The organism is Bradyrhizobium sp. ORS 278 (assembly GCF_000026145.1).
In the GTDB taxonomy this organism is placed as follows: Bacteria; Pseudomonadota; Alphaproteobacteria; order Rhizobiales; family Xanthobacteraceae; genus Bradyrhizobium.
The window spans coordinates 6,258,201-6,271,357 of the sequence record NC_009445.1 but is presented as its reverse complement, the minus strand read 5'-3'; the positions used below and the strand labels follow the sequence as shown (position 1 = coordinate 6,271,357).

General features: G+C 66.2%; 12 protein-coding genes and 1 riboswitch. Of the genes, 5 read left to right on the top strand and 7 right to left on the bottom strand.

Features of this window, described 5'->3' with window-relative positions:
• Positions 1-3: 3 nt before the first annotated feature.
• Together BRADO_RS28115 and BRADO_RS28110 are read right to left on the bottom strand one after the other, a co-directional pair.
• Positions 4-1,527 carry a bifunctional 3-(3-hydroxy-phenyl)propionate/3-hydroxycinnamic acid hydroxylase gene (locus BRADO_RS28115; protein WP_012029592.1) on the bottom strand — a complete coding sequence of 508 codons (1,524 nt, stop codon included), beginning with the start codon at positions 1,525-1,527 and terminating at the stop codon, positions 4-6.
• Between the two features lie 69 nt (positions 1,528-1,596).
• Positions 1,597-2,388, bottom strand: coding sequence for a DNA-binding transcriptional regulator (locus BRADO_RS28110; protein WP_041757782.1), 792 nt, complete (start codon positions 2,386-2,388; stop codon positions 1,597-1,599).
• 140 nt (positions 2,389-2,528) lie between these two features.
• Between BRADO_RS28110 and BRADO_RS28105 the strand changes: the two genes are divergently transcribed.
• Positions 2,529-3,512: a VOC family protein gene (locus tag BRADO_RS28105; protein ID WP_012029590.1), complete on the top strand. Its 984-nt coding sequence runs from the start codon at positions 2,529-2,531 to the stop codon at positions 3,510-3,512.
• 13 nt (positions 3,513-3,525) lie between these two features.
• On the opposite strand, the gene BRADO_RS28100 is transcribed toward BRADO_RS28105, so the two are convergent.
• From BRADO_RS28100 to BRADO_RS28090, 3 genes are all read right to left on the bottom strand, one after another.
• Entirely contained in the window at positions 3,526-4,914 is a 1,389-nt protein-coding gene (locus tag BRADO_RS28100; protein ID WP_041757058.1) for an ATP-binding protein, read from the bottom strand.
• A 319-nt stretch (positions 4,915-5,233) separates the two neighbouring features.
• The gene (locus BRADO_RS28095) at positions 5,234-5,965 is read right to left on the bottom strand and encodes a response regulator transcription factor (protein ID WP_012029588.1); all 732 of its coding nucleotides are present in this window, start codon (positions 5,963-5,965) and stop codon (positions 5,234-5,236) included.
• Positions 5,962-6,513 carry a MarR family winged helix-turn-helix transcriptional regulator gene (locus BRADO_RS28090; RefSeq protein WP_041757056.1) on the bottom strand — a complete coding sequence of 184 codons (552 nt, stop codon included), beginning with the start codon at positions 6,511-6,513 and terminating at the stop codon, positions 5,962-5,964. The genes BRADO_RS28095 and BRADO_RS28090 overlap by 4 nt, the downstream gene beginning before the upstream one ends.
• Positions 6,514-6,860: 347 nt before the next feature.
• Between BRADO_RS28090 and BRADO_RS28085 the strand changes: the two genes are divergently transcribed.
• From BRADO_RS28085 to BRADO_RS28070, 4 genes are all read left to right on the top strand, one after another.
• The gene (locus BRADO_RS28085; RefSeq protein ID WP_012029586.1) at positions 6,861-7,940 is read left to right on the top strand and encodes a branched-chain amino acid aminotransferase; all 1,080 of its coding nucleotides are present in this window, start codon (positions 6,861-6,863) and stop codon (positions 7,938-7,940) included.
• Between the two features lie 286 nt (positions 7,941-8,226).
• Complete coding sequence (gene hisS, locus BRADO_RS28080; RefSeq protein WP_012029585.1) at positions 8,227-9,867, top strand: histidine--tRNA ligase; 1,641 nt, start codon at positions 8,227-8,229, stop codon at positions 9,865-9,867.
• Positions 9,868-10,052: 185 nt separating this feature from the next.
• On the top strand, positions 10,053-10,256 hold the full coding sequence (locus tag BRADO_RS28075) for a tautomerase family protein (protein ID WP_012029584.1): 204 nt from the start codon (positions 10,053-10,055) through the stop codon (positions 10,254-10,256).
• Between the two features lie 227 nt (positions 10,257-10,483).
• Positions 10,484-10,879 (top strand): thioesterase family protein, encoded by a 396-nt coding sequence (locus tag BRADO_RS28070; protein WP_012029583.1) that lies wholly within the window; start codon positions 10,484-10,486, stop codon positions 10,877-10,879.
• A 146-nt stretch (positions 10,880-11,025) separates the two neighbouring features.
• On the opposite strand, the gene proC is transcribed toward BRADO_RS28070, so the two are convergent.
• Entirely contained in the window at positions 11,026-11,853 is an 828-nt protein-coding gene (gene proC / locus BRADO_RS28065; protein WP_012029582.1) for a pyrroline-5-carboxylate reductase, read from the bottom strand.
• A 164-nt stretch (positions 11,854-12,017) separates the two neighbouring features.
• Positions 12,018-12,518 carry a YbjN domain-containing protein gene (locus tag BRADO_RS28060; protein WP_012029581.1) on the bottom strand — a complete coding sequence of 167 codons (501 nt, stop codon included), beginning with the start codon at positions 12,516-12,518 and terminating at the stop codon, positions 12,018-12,020.
• A gap of 403 nt (positions 12,519-12,921) precedes the next feature.
• Positions 12,922-13,116: riboswitch (FMN riboswitch) on the top strand.
• Positions 13,117-13,157 lie beyond the last annotated feature (41 nt).

Genomic DNA, 13,157 nt, shown 5'->3' with positions numbered 1-13,157 from the left:
AGATCAGGCGGCGCTCGGCAGCGGTGCGAGTCGGGCGACGCCGGACAGCAGCGACGCGGCATCCTCGCCGGTGCGGACGGCCCCGAGGATGTAGCGGTCCGGACGCATCAAAACGGCATCGGAGCCGTGCTGATCGAGCCACGCATCGAGGCCACCGGCCTCCTGGCCGCAAACGATCGCGACGTCAGCGGCCGACAGATCGGCATGATGCTGCTCGATAACCGCGGCCTCCAGGCCCGACCGGCACAGCAGCGCGAAGCGATAGCCGACGCGATCGTCGCTGCGGCTGTGGTCGCGGCCGCGGAATTGCGGCGCGAGTCGTCCCGTCAGGCTGCGATCGCCGCAAGCCAGGCCCGGTCCTAGCAGCGGCTTCTGCACGTCGAGCTTGAGCTGGCCGTCGCCCTGCGCCGTGCCGGTCGCGAGCGCCGCCTCGACCGCCTTGGTGTTGATGAGACCACCTAGCCGGATCGCGAGTTCGATGAATTCGCGCACATGCGGCGCGCGTTCACTTTGATAGGTGTCGAGAAGATCAGGCGTTGCCTTGCCGGCGATCACGCGCGCCAGTTTCCAGGCGAGGTTGGCCACATCGCGAATGCCGGCGCACATGCCCTGGCCAAGGAACGGTGGGGTCTGATGCGCGGAATCGCCTGCGAGCAGGAAGCGTCCGTTGCGCCATCGCTGGGCCACCGCGGAGTGGAAGGTGTAGACGGCGGCACGTTCGATCTCCGCCTCGGCGGGCCGCAGCCAGGGCGAAAGCAGCTCCCAGACGCGCGCAGGCCGGGTAATCTCGGCGGCGTCTTCGTGGGGGTGAACCGTGATCTCCCAGCGGCGGCGGCTGCCGGTGCCGCGAATGTAGGTCGCCGGACGCTGCGGGTTGCAGTGCTGGACGCTGAAATCGCCGAGGTCCGGCCGCGCCTCGCGCAGCAGCACGTCGCAGACCAGCCAGCGCTCGTGAAAGCCGAGATCGTCCAGCGCCGAGCCGATGAAGCGGCGCACCAGCGACCGCGCACCATCGCAGCCGACCACATAGGCGCAGGAGATGTCGACGAGCCGGCCGGTGTCCAACTCCTCGTAACGAACGCGCGCGCCGCTGTGATCCTGCTCGAGCGCAAAGACTTCGCAGCGCGTGCGAAGGTCGACATGCGCCCACCGCTCCAGGCCGTCATTGAGCACGGCTTCGAGATCGGGCTGGTGAAAGCGGTAGCTCAGATTCCAGCCCATCGCGGTCGGTTCGCTGGGGCGAGGCCAGTCGAGTAGCAATCGGCCGTCCGCATCGACGAAGCGCATGCCGGGACTCAAGGTGACATGGGGCAGGATGGCGTCCGCGAGGCCGATGGTCTGGAACACGCGCATGCATTCGTCGTCGAAATGCACCGCGCGCGGCAAGTGATAGGTCTTGGCCTCGCGCTCCAGGATCAGGGTGCGGAGGCCGCACAGGCCGAGCAGATTGCCGAGCGTCGAGCCGACCGGCCCGCGACCAACGATGACGACGTCGAAGTTTGGAGAGTGTACGGCCGTGTTGCTCATAGCCGCATCTGATCCGCAACCGCCTCGCAGCTTCAAGGCGCGGTCACGAACTGTCCGCCCAGCGGACGCCTAGCGTTCGACTGGAATGGCGGCCGCGGCGTCGCGCAAGGGCGCAGCATATTGGGCGACGGCTTCCTCCAAAGTCATGGCGGAGCGGATCCAGATGATCGAGATGCAGCCGAACACGACGTCATCGCGCACGATCGGCACCGCGATCGACGACGTCTTCGGATTGAACTCGCCCTCGTCGCGGATCGCAAAGCCGCGCTGAGCCGTTTCCTTCATCATGCGTTGCAGCCGATCGGGCGCCAGGAATGGAACGTCCTCGGCGTTCTCGATGCGCCGCAGATGGTTGATGATGAGGTCGCGCTCCGCCGGCGGGCAGGCCGCCAGATAGGCCCGGCCGGCCGAGGTCTGCAGCATCGGCAGGCGCTTGCCGATCATGCTGCGATCGATCGAGAGCGGGCTGCGCGCGTGCGTGGTTTCCTGGATGACCATCGCACCGTTCTCATAGGTCGACAGATCGACGGGCCAGACCAGGGTGCGGCTGAGCTCGGCGAGATAGGGCGCGGCGGCCTGGCAGATGACGATGCCGGGATCATAGCCGTCGCCGAGGCTCAGCGCGTGGCGCGTCACCCGGAAGCGGTCGTCGCTGGCGCTGCGGGCGACGTAGCCGAGCTCCTCCAATGTTTCGAGCAGGCGGTAGACCGTGGGGCGCGGCAGATCGAGCTGGCGGGCGACATCGCCGGCGCGAATGCCGCCGGAGCGATTGACCGCGCGCAGCACGTCAAGGCCGCGCTTGAATGCGCGGACACCCTCCGCAGGACGGGCTTGCGGAGATCGCGTCCGTTGCTTGGACACCCGGAACATCCTCCCTGGTCTTCGTTTGCGTCCGCCGATACCGTCCTGAGAACGCGAGCCGGATGCAGGGGCGGCAGTGTACTGCAGGACCGCGCGGAGCCGATACGAAATTCGGCCCGCGCCTGTCGGGAGGAAACACCATGGAGATCACGGCGCTCGGCTACATCGGGATCAAGTCGCCCCAGGCGGAGCAGTGGGGACGGATGGCGACCGAGCTGCTCGGGATGCAGCGCGTCGATCGCGCGGCTGACATGCAGGCCTACCGCATGGACGATCGCAAGCAGCGGCTGATCGTCGACGGCAGCGGTGATGACGGACTTGCCGTCATGGGCTGGGAGGTCGGCGATGCTGCGGCGCTCGCGCGGCTGGCTGGCCGTCTCGAGGACCATGGCGTGAAGGTCATCAGCGGCTCGCGCGCGCTCGCCGACGAGCGTCATGTCACCGAGCTGATCTCGTTTCAGGATCCGGCCGGCCACACAATCGAGGTGTTCTGGGGCGCAGCGGTTGCCGCGGATCCGTTCAGGCCGGGACGTCCGATCTCCGGCTTTCGCACCGGGCCGCTTGGCATGGGACATGTCGTGCTCAACGTCGAGGAGGTCGAGCCGCTGCTGACATTCTATCGCGACCTGCTCGGCTTCCAGGTGTCCGATTTCGGCCTGACGCCATACAAGCTGTATTTCTTCCACGTCAACGGCCGCCATCACAGCTTTGCGATGGTCGGCTCCGGCCGCCGCACGCTGCATCATTTCATGGTGGAGCTCGGCAGCCTCGACGACGTCGGTCAGGGCTATGATCTGGCACAGCTCGACGAGGGACGCGTGGCCTACACGCTGGGCCGGCACACCAACGACCACATGACCTCGTTCTACGTGAACACGCCGTCCGGCTTCTTCATCGAATATGGCTGGGGCGGCCGCGTGATCGATCCCGCGAGCTGGCAGCCGCACGAGACCTTCGATGGTCCGTCATTATGGGGACACGAGCGCTTGTATTTGCCGGATGAGCCGCGCAAGCGCATGCGCGACATGCGCCTGTCGGCCGCCGCACGCGGCGTCCGCGTTCCGGACCCGCGCGTTCCGCCGCTGAACTGCGCCTGGCTCGACGCCGTGATCGCACAGGAATGAGCTGAGCCGTCGACTACACCGGAATCCGCACGCTCGCGCGCAGGCCGCCCATGGGGCTGTCGCCTAGGGTGATGTCGCCGCCATGGGAGCGGGCGATGTCGCGGGCGATGGCGAGGCCGAGGCCGGTGCCGCCTTCGTCCTGGTTGCGGGCGTCGTCGAGGCGCAGGAAGGGCTTGAACACCTCCTCGCGCATGGCGGCGGGAATGCCCGGGCCGTCATCGTCGACGGTGATGGTGAGATAGCGGTGGTCGCGATGGCCGGTGATGGCGATCGCATCGGCATGGCGCGCGGCATTGGAGACGAGATTGCCGAGGCAGCGCTTGAGCGCCTGCGGCTTCACCGTGACCACCGGCAGGCCATGGAACGACACCGTGGCGGAGTGGCCGTTGCGCTCGGCATCGCTGCGCAGCTCCTCGAGCGCGTTGGAGATATCGGTCGGTTGCGCGATCTCGCCATTGTCGCCGCGGGCGAAGGCCAGATAGTCCTCCAGCATATGCGACATCTCGTCGACATCCTTGCGCATGGCGTCGATCTCGGGGCTGTCGCCGAGCAGCGCCAGCTCGAGCTTGAAGCGCGTCAGGATGGTGCGGAGGTCGTGGCTGACGCCGGCCAGCATCGCCGTGCGCTGCTCCATCGCGCGCTCGATGCGCGCCTTCATCTCGAGGAACGCATGCGCTGCGCGCCGCACCTCGCGCGCGCCGCGCGGCCTGAAGTTCGGCACCTCGCGGCCCTTGCCGAAACTCTCGGCGGCATCGGCCAGCCGCAGGATCGGCTTGATCTGGTTGCGCAGGAACAGCACCGACACGATCAACAGGATCGACGAGGTGCCGACCATCCAGAACAGGAAGATGTCGGTGTTGGAGGCATAGGCCGCGCCGCGCTGGGCGAACACGCGCATCACGGCGTCATCGAGCGCAATCCGGATCTCGACCAGATTGGAGCGGCCGACGGTGTCGATCCAGTAGGGGCGGCTGATCTGGCGGCCGATCTGGCTCGACAGCGACTGGTCGAGCAGATTGAAGAACGGCTTCGGCCCGGGCGGCGGCATGTCGCCGGCGGGGAGAAAGTCGACGACCAGGTTGAGCCGCTGCTGCGCGATCCGGCGCAGCATGGTGCGGTCCTTGTCCTGCGGATAGCCCTTGTAGATGTCGATCAGCGCCGCGACGTCCTGCACCACGGCGGCCGACAGGCGCCGCGTCACCGTGTTCCAGTGCCGCTCCATGAACACGCCCGCGACCACCGTCTGCAGGATCACCATCGGCACGATCATGATCAGCAGCGCGCGGGCGTAGAGACCGGTCGGCATCCAGCCCTTGAAAGCGTTGCCGACGATGCTGTTGGCCCGCGACACGCGGCGCGATGCGGTGCGGATGAGGGTGAGGCCGGTGTCGAGGGTGGTCATGCGCAGAGAGAGCATTGTTGTTGTGGCACGACCGCGCGCCGCAGGAGCGGTGCACCCTCTCCCCTTGTGGGAGAGGGTGGTTTCGAACGAAGTTCGAAACCGGGTGAGGGGTCTGTCACCGCGATCTCGCCTGCGGACGCATACCCCTCACCCGGCTCGCATGTCGCTCCGCTCATGCGATCCACCCTCTCCCACAAGGGGAGAGGGTGCACCGATCGTGCGGCCAGGGCGTCGTAAGCCTCAGCAATCGAGAGAAGCGGATGAGCATGATCGCCACCTGCGAAAAACACGCGCGTGATGTCAGAGCAGTTCTTCATGCTCAGCCCGATGTCATCAGCCGGTAGCCGATGCCGCGCACGGCCTGCAGGAACAGGGGATTGGCCGGATCGCTCTCCAGCTTGCGGCGGAGGCGGTTGATCTGGACGTCGACGGCGCGCTCGTTGACGGTGCCGTTGCCGGTCAGCGCGCCGCGCGGCACGGTCTCGCCGCGGGCATTGGCGAGAATGCGCAGCATCTCGCGCTCGCGGTCGGTGAGGTGGACGATCTCGTCGCCCTGTTTCAATTCGCCGCGCGCCAGATGATAGATGAACGGGCCGAAGCTGATCTGCTCGACGACCTCCTCGGCCGGCGGCGGCGCGGCGCGCTTGAGGATGTTGCCGATGCGCAGCGCCAGCTCGCGCGGCTCGAACGGTTTTGCAACGTAGTCGTCCGCGCCGAGTTGCAGGCCCTCGATGCGGCTTTCCGGCTCGGACCGCGCGGTCAGCATCACGATCGGCACCGAGGATTGCGTGCGGATCGAGCGGGCGAGGTCGAAGCCGCTCTCGCCGGGCATCATCACGTCGAGAATCAGGAGATCGAAATGCAGGCCGGTCAGCTTGGCGCGGGCATCGCTGGCGCTGGCCGCCGTGGTGACGCGATAGCCCTCGCCGCGCAGGAAGCGCGACAGCAGATCGCGGATGCGGCGGTCGTCGTCGACGAGCAGGAGATGCGGCGCGTCGTCGGCGGGCGTTTGCGGCGGATGCGGTGCGATGGCGGCGATCGTCACGGTCACTCCTTGGCGGCGGCGACAGGCGTTCTGAATATGGCTTCAAGCACCTTGTCCGGATCGTCGCGATCGATCATCGCGCGCAGGAATTGCCGGACCTTCTCGGCGCCAACAGGCCCGATCTGCTCCAGCGCGCGATCGATGCGCTTGGTCTGCAGCCCGGCCAGCCTGGCCACCAGCGCCTCGCCTTTCGGGGTGGCGAAAAGAAGGCGCTGCCGGCGATCATTGTTGCCGGTCTTCTGCACGATGTAGCCCTCGTCGAGCAGCTGCTTCAGCACGCGGCCGAGCGACTGCTTGGTGATGCGCAAGACGTCGAGCAGGTCGGCGACCTTCAGGCCCGGATAGCGTGTGACGAAATGCATCACGCGGTGATGCGCGCGGCCGAAGCCGAACGCCTCCAGCTCATGGTCGGCATCCCCGACGAAGTCGCGATAGGCGAAGAACAACAGCTCGATGATGTCCCAGCGCAGCGCCTCGCCGCCGGCAACCGCAGCGGGCTCGGCCGGGCGCACATCCGGGCTCAACGTCGGAGACGAGAAATTTATGTCAGCCATATTGACGTTTCTGCGGTTCAATGTTACAAAACAATCGCCCGCTACGAAATTTTAGATCGTTTCATCGGCGGGTGATCGTCTCAAGGCGTGTCTGAATGGGCCGAAAGCAACCCCGACGGGCAACCCTTGGCGACGGATTCAACAACCGTGTGATGTCGAGCGGCATTTCGGCAAACCATACTGGACTTCCGCGAGGCGCAAAAGCATGTCCTGTCGTGGCATGCTTGCCTGGCAACCCGGCGCGACGCCGGTCACGGCAGGTCTGAAATTCAAAGGGCTGACCGACCCGGATCGACGGGGCGGCGCCAGAACTCGCGAACGGCGACCAGAGCGGGGGAAGCAAGGACATGACTTTGACATTCGACATCAGGCCGACGGCGAACCCGACCTCCGACCAGGAGCGGGCGGCCAAGCTCGCCAATCCCGGCTTCGGCCGCGTGTTCACCGATCACATGGCCGTGGTCCAGTACAGCCAGGACAAGGGCTGGCACAGCGCGCGGGTCGAATCCCGTGCCAACTTCCCGCTCGATCCGGCCGCGGCCGTGCTGCACTACGCGCAGGAGATCTTCGAGGGGCTGAAGGCCTACAAGCGCGACGATGGCGGCGTGAACCTGTTCCGCCCCGACGCCAACGCCAAGCGCTTCTGGAATTCGGCCGAGCGCATGGCGATGGCGCAGCTGCCCGAGGCGGTCTTCATCGAGGCGGTCGAGCAGCTCGTCCGCATCGACCGCGCCTGGATCCCGGGCGGCGAGGGCAGCCTGTATCTGCGCCCGTTCATGATCGCCAACGAGGTGTTCCTCGGCGTGAAGCCGTCGGCGGAGTACATTTTCGCGGTCATCGCCTCGCCGGTCGGCTCCTATTTCAAGGGCGGCCCGGCCCCGGTCTCGATCTGGGTGTCGGAGAACTACACCCGGGCCGCGGTCGGCGGCACCGGCGGCGTCAAATGCGGCGGCAACTATGCCGCGAGCCTGAAGGCGCAGGCCGAGGCGATGGCCCAGGGCTGCGATCAGGTCGTGTTCCTGGATGCGATCGAGCGGCGTTACGTCGAGGAGCTCGGCGGCATGAACGTGTTCTTCGTGTTCGCCGACGGCTCACTGTCGACGCCGCCGCTCGGCACCATCCTGCCGGGCATCACGCGAGACTCCATCATCAAGCTGGCGCGCGACGCCGGCCGCGAGGTGCGCGAGGAGGCCTATTCGATCGACCAGTGGCGCGCGGATGCCGCAAGCGGCAAGCTCAAGGAAGCCTTCGCCTGCGGCACCGCCGCCGTGATCTCGCCGATCGGCAAGGTCCGCTCGGTGAGCGGCGACGTCGTCATCAATGGCGGCGAGGCCGGCCCGGTGGCCATGGGCCTGCGCAAGCAGCTGGTCGACATCCAGTACGGCCGAACTGCGGATCCGCATAATTGGATCAGGGACGTGAAGTAGGGGGCTGCTGCTGCTCCGTTCGCCGTCATGCCCGGGCTTGTCCCGGGCATCCGCGTCGTGCGGCATGAAAGTCGTGGATGGCCGGGTCAAGCCCGGCCATGACGAGCCTTAAATCGTGCAGCTCCCCCGGGTTGTGACCCTGCGCCCCGGCTGCTACCAAAGCCAGCAACGCATCCCATCCCGTAGGGTGGGCAAAGGACCGCGAAGCGGGCCGTGCCCACCGTTCCGGTATTTGTCAGCCATGGTGGGCACGCTGCGCTTTGCCCACCCTACGCTCTGGTATCAAATGAACGACAAACCCAAGAAACCCCAGAAGCTGAAGGCGCGGCTGCCGCGCGGGCTCGAGGATCGCGGCCCGGCGGCGATCGCCGCCACCCGCGAAATGGTCGAGAAGATCCGCGCCGTCTACGAGCGCTACGGCTTCGAGCCGGTGGAGACGCCGGCATTCGAATACACCGATGCGCTCGGCAAATTCCTGCCCGACCAGGACCGCCCGAACGAGGGCGTGTTCTCGTTCCAGGACGATGACGAGCAGTGGATCTCGCTGCGCTACGACCTGACCGCGCCGCTGGCGCGCTACGTCGCCGAGAATTTCGACGCGCTGCCGAAGCCGTATCGTTCTTATCGAGCAGGCTACGTGTTCCGCAACGAGAAGCCCGGTCCCGGCCGCTTCCGCCAGTTCATGCAGTTCGACGCCGACACCGTCGGCTCCGGTTCGCCGGCGGCGGATGCCGAAATGTGCATGATGGCGGCGGACACGATGGAGGCGCTCGGCATTGCCCGCGGCGACTACGCGGTCAAGGTCAATAGTCGAAAATTGCTCGATGGCGCCTTAGAGAGCATTGGTCTTGGTGGCGATGACAATGCTGGCAGGCGACTCGCCGTTCTGCGAGCGCTCGACAAGTATGATCGTCTTGGTGACCGCGGCGTGCGTGAACTGCTGGGGCCAGGACGGAAGGATGAAAGCGGTGACTTTACCAAAGGAGCCGGGCTCATCGAGGATGATATTACCCAAATAATGGGACTTTTCGAGCTTACGCCGCAATCGGCAAGTGATTTTGACCATCTGTCGGAATGGGAAAAACAAGAATCCAGCTACGTCGAAGTCAATTTCGATCAACGCCGTGGGCATCTGGTGAGGGAGATTCATTCGGATTTTGCGCCGGGGCGACTTCCGATCAATAATTTGGCTACGATTAAACTCCTTCGCAGCTGGTTCGGAGATTCTGCCAAAGTCTCGGAAGGCTTGGATGAGCTAGAACAAATTGCTCAGCTCGGGCAGGCTGCGCGCTATGGCTCCAAGCGGATCCGCATCGATCCATCGGTCGTTCGTGGTCTTGAATACTACACCGGTCCGGTCTTCGAGGTTGAGCTTCTTACCGCGATTCCGAACGAGAAGGGCCAGCCGGTGGTGTTCGGCTCGGTCGGCGGCGGCGGCCGCTACGATGGTCTCGTCTCGCGCTTCCGCGGCGAGCCGGTGCCGGCGACCGGGTTCTCAATCGGTGTCTCCCGTCTGCAGGCGGCGCTGACCCTGCTCGGCAAGCTCGACACGCGGCCGGCCTTCGGCCCCGTTGTCGTCACCGTGTTCGACCGCGACCGCGTCGCCGACTATCAGAAGATGGTCTCGACCCTGCGCGGCCACGGCATCCGCGCCGAGCTCTATCTCGGCAACCCGAAGAACATGGGCAACCAGCTCAAATATGCCGACCGCCGCAACGCGCCCTGCGTCATCATCCAGGGCTCGGACGAGAAGGCGCGCGGCGAGGTGCAGATCAAGGACCTGATCGAGGGCGCCAAGGCCGCCGCCGCGATCGCCTCCAACCAGGAATGGCGCGAGAGCCGCCCGGCGCAGGTCTCCGCCAAGGAGGACGAACTCGTCGCCGCCGTCCGCGAGGTGCTCGCGCGGCACGATGTGAGCTGGGGGTAACGAGACCAGGCAATCATCCGGCTCGGTTATCTTGCCGTCATTGCGAGCGAAGCGAAGCAATCCAGGGGCCAAACAGAACGATCTTTCGGAGTAACCCTGGATCGCTTCGTCGCTTTGCTCCTCGCGATGACGATCTAACTCGCAGCCGGTTGTAAGAACGACGAGAGATAGAAGGAGGAAACTCAATGCCCGAGATCACCATCAACATGGCCGCCGGCCGGACCGACGAGCAGAAGACCAACATGATGCGCGACATCAGCAAGGCGCTGGTGACGCATCTCGGCGTCGATCCCGAAGCCGTCGTCATCCAGATCAACGAGGCGCCGCTGGCACACAAGATGAAGGGCGGCAAGACCTTCGTCGAGCGCGCCGCCGAGCAGAAGAAGTAGCTCGCCGTCGTTCGGGCGAAGCGCGGCCGTCGCGTCCGTCTCGATATCCACCGCCGTCGTCCCGGCGAAAGCCGGGACCCATACCCCCAGGGAGTGGTTTAAGGCAGGGTGGTCATTGGCCTTTTGCCATCACAGCCGCCGCCGCCTATGGGTCCCGGATCGGCGCTCCGCCGCGCTGTCGCGCGTCTGAGCTTGTCCGGGACGACAACGGAGTTTGGAGCGCCGCCATGGACGCACGTGACATCATCAAGCCGGGCATGCGCGCCGAGCGCTCGCTGGTCGTTCCGCCGGAGCGCACGGTCGGCCACTTCGTGCCGCACATGCCCATGGTCTATGCAACGCCGATGATGATCCTGGAGATGGAGATGACCTCCGGCGACGCCATCAACCCGGTGCTGCCGCCGGGCTGGGTCACGGTCGGCACCGAGGTCAACATCCGCCATCTCGCGGCGTCGCCGGTCGGCGCCACCATCCGCACGGTGGCCGAGGTGATCGAGGTCGAGCGCCGCGTCATCCGCTTCGCGGTCGAGGCATTCCATGGCGAGGTGAAGATCGGCGACGGCCGCCATGGCCGCGGCCTGATCAATGTCGAGCAGTTCAAGAAGCGCTTCGCGGTGCCGTAGCGGCGCATGTCACCGTCATTGCGAGGAGCCAACGGTCCGCGCAAAGCGCGGCCCGATGACAAGCTCCGCGACGAAGCAATCCAGGGCCGCGGGCGTGGCCCTGGATTGCTTCGCTGCGCTCGCAATGACGGCGGAGGGTGGAGGAGCTATTTGGCCAATTCCTTCGACCTTGCCGTCGCCGCGGCCACCGCGCGCTCCAGCAGCGGCTGGAAGCCGTCCGCGGCCATCAGCACCGAGAGTGCGGCCGCGGTCGTGCCCCCGGGCGAGGTGACGTTCCGCCGCAATGTCGCAGATGAGAGATCCGAGCGATGCAGCAGCTCGCCCGCGCCGGACACCGTGTCGCGTGCCAGCTTCGTCGCCAGCGCCTCGGGCAGGCCAGCGGCGACGCCGGCGCGCGCGAGCTCCTCCGCGAGCAGGAAGACATAAGCGGGGCCGGAGCCGGAGACCGCGGTGACCGCGTCCATCAGCATCTCGTCATCCACCCATTCGACCGCCCCGGTCGCGCGCAGCAGCGCATCGGTCAGCGCGCGCTGGCTGGCGCTGACATTGGCGGCGGGTACGGCGACCGTGATGCCGCGGCCGATCGCGGCCGGCGTGTTGGGCATCGCGCGCACCACGGCGCCGCCCACCACATCCTGCAGGCTGGCGATCGTGGTGCCGGCCATGATCGACAGCACCAGCGTGGCGCCGCCCACCCACCGCTTCAGCGCCGGTCCGGCTTCGCGGAACATCTGCGGCTTGACGGCGAGGATGACGACCTCGGCCGGTGCGGCATCGGCCGGATTGAGCCGCACACCCTTGGCCACCAGCGCCGTGATCTCGGCCGACGGCATCGGCTCGATCACCACCACCCGCGCCGGATCGAGCCCGCCGGCCAGCCAGCCGCTCAGCATCGCGCCGCCCATCTTGCCGGCACCGGCCAGCACGATGGTGCCGGTGGTGTGTTGGAGTTCGTTGTTGCCCACGGAAGTCACCGCACAAAAGCTGTCGTCCCGGCCTTGAGCCGGGATCCATAACCACAGGCGGTTCTAGTGGAGCGAGGGCAGAGCGACAAGCATCGCGGGCGACATGGGCATCACGCGGTATGGGTCCCGGCTCAAGGCCGGGACGACACCGAATATGTCGAGGCGCCGGCGGCTTACGCCTCGCCCTCGGTATCGAACAGCGCCGCGGCCATGGCGTCGTGGGTCGACTTGCCGGCCCAGACCACGAACTGGAAGGCCGGGAAATAGCGCTCGCAGGCGTGGATGGCGCCGGCCAGCATGCTCTCGCATTGCGGGCCGGACGCCGTGATGCCGCCTGGCAGCACCAGGGCCTGGCGGTGCATCACCATGCCGGTGTGGGTCCAGATGTCGAAATGGCCAAGCCACAGCTGCTCGTTGATGGCCGCGATCAGCCGCTGCACTTCGGCGCGGCGCGCTTCCGGAATCTTCATGTCGAAGGCGCAGGCCAGATGCAGCGCCTCGATCTCACCCATCCAGGTGAAGGAGATCTGGTAGTCGGTCCACTGCCCCTTGGAGGCGATCGTGATCTCATCCTCGCCGGAGCGCTCGAACATCCAGTTGTTGTCGGACGCGATGTTCTCGACCACGCTCAGCGGATGAACTCCGGAATCGATAGTGCTTTCGAGCAGGGACATGCCGTCTCGACCTCGTCTTCTTGATCTCGTTGGTACTTACGCGGCGACCCGGCCCGCACCCTCTCGGCGCGTCGTGACCCGGCTGCAGTCCCGGAGGTACCCCGGGCGTGCGACGACAAACTGATGTGATTTGCGGAATCTGCGCAACGGGGGGGTGAGTCCGTCCACAGCGAAACACCGCTTCGTCCACAACTCCTGTCCAGCCTGTGGAATCATGGCCAAACCAGAACAAAACGGAATCGGATTCGCCGCAGCCGCCGCAATGGCCGGGGAAAATCCCCCCGGGGGCCGTGACGAAGCGGCCGCGCGCTGCATAGCGGCCCCTCGTGCGGTGCGGACATCAGGCCTTGTCGGCGGCCCGGACGGTCTGCATAGTTCCTGTGGGCCGTCCATTCCGGGCGGCTCATGTTCTCAGGGCGGGGCGAAATTCCCCACCGGCGGTAAGCGGTCTCGGTCGAGCCGCAAGCCCGCGAGCGCCTTTTCTGCAAGGGCCAGTCTGGAAAATCCTGTTCTCCGGATCGGGCCATGAAGAGAAGGGTCAGCAGATTCGGTGCGACTCCGAAGCCGACGGTCACAGTCCGGATGAAAGAGAACGGGTCCCGGCACCCCGCGCCATCCAGCGTGGGGGCGTCGTCGTTC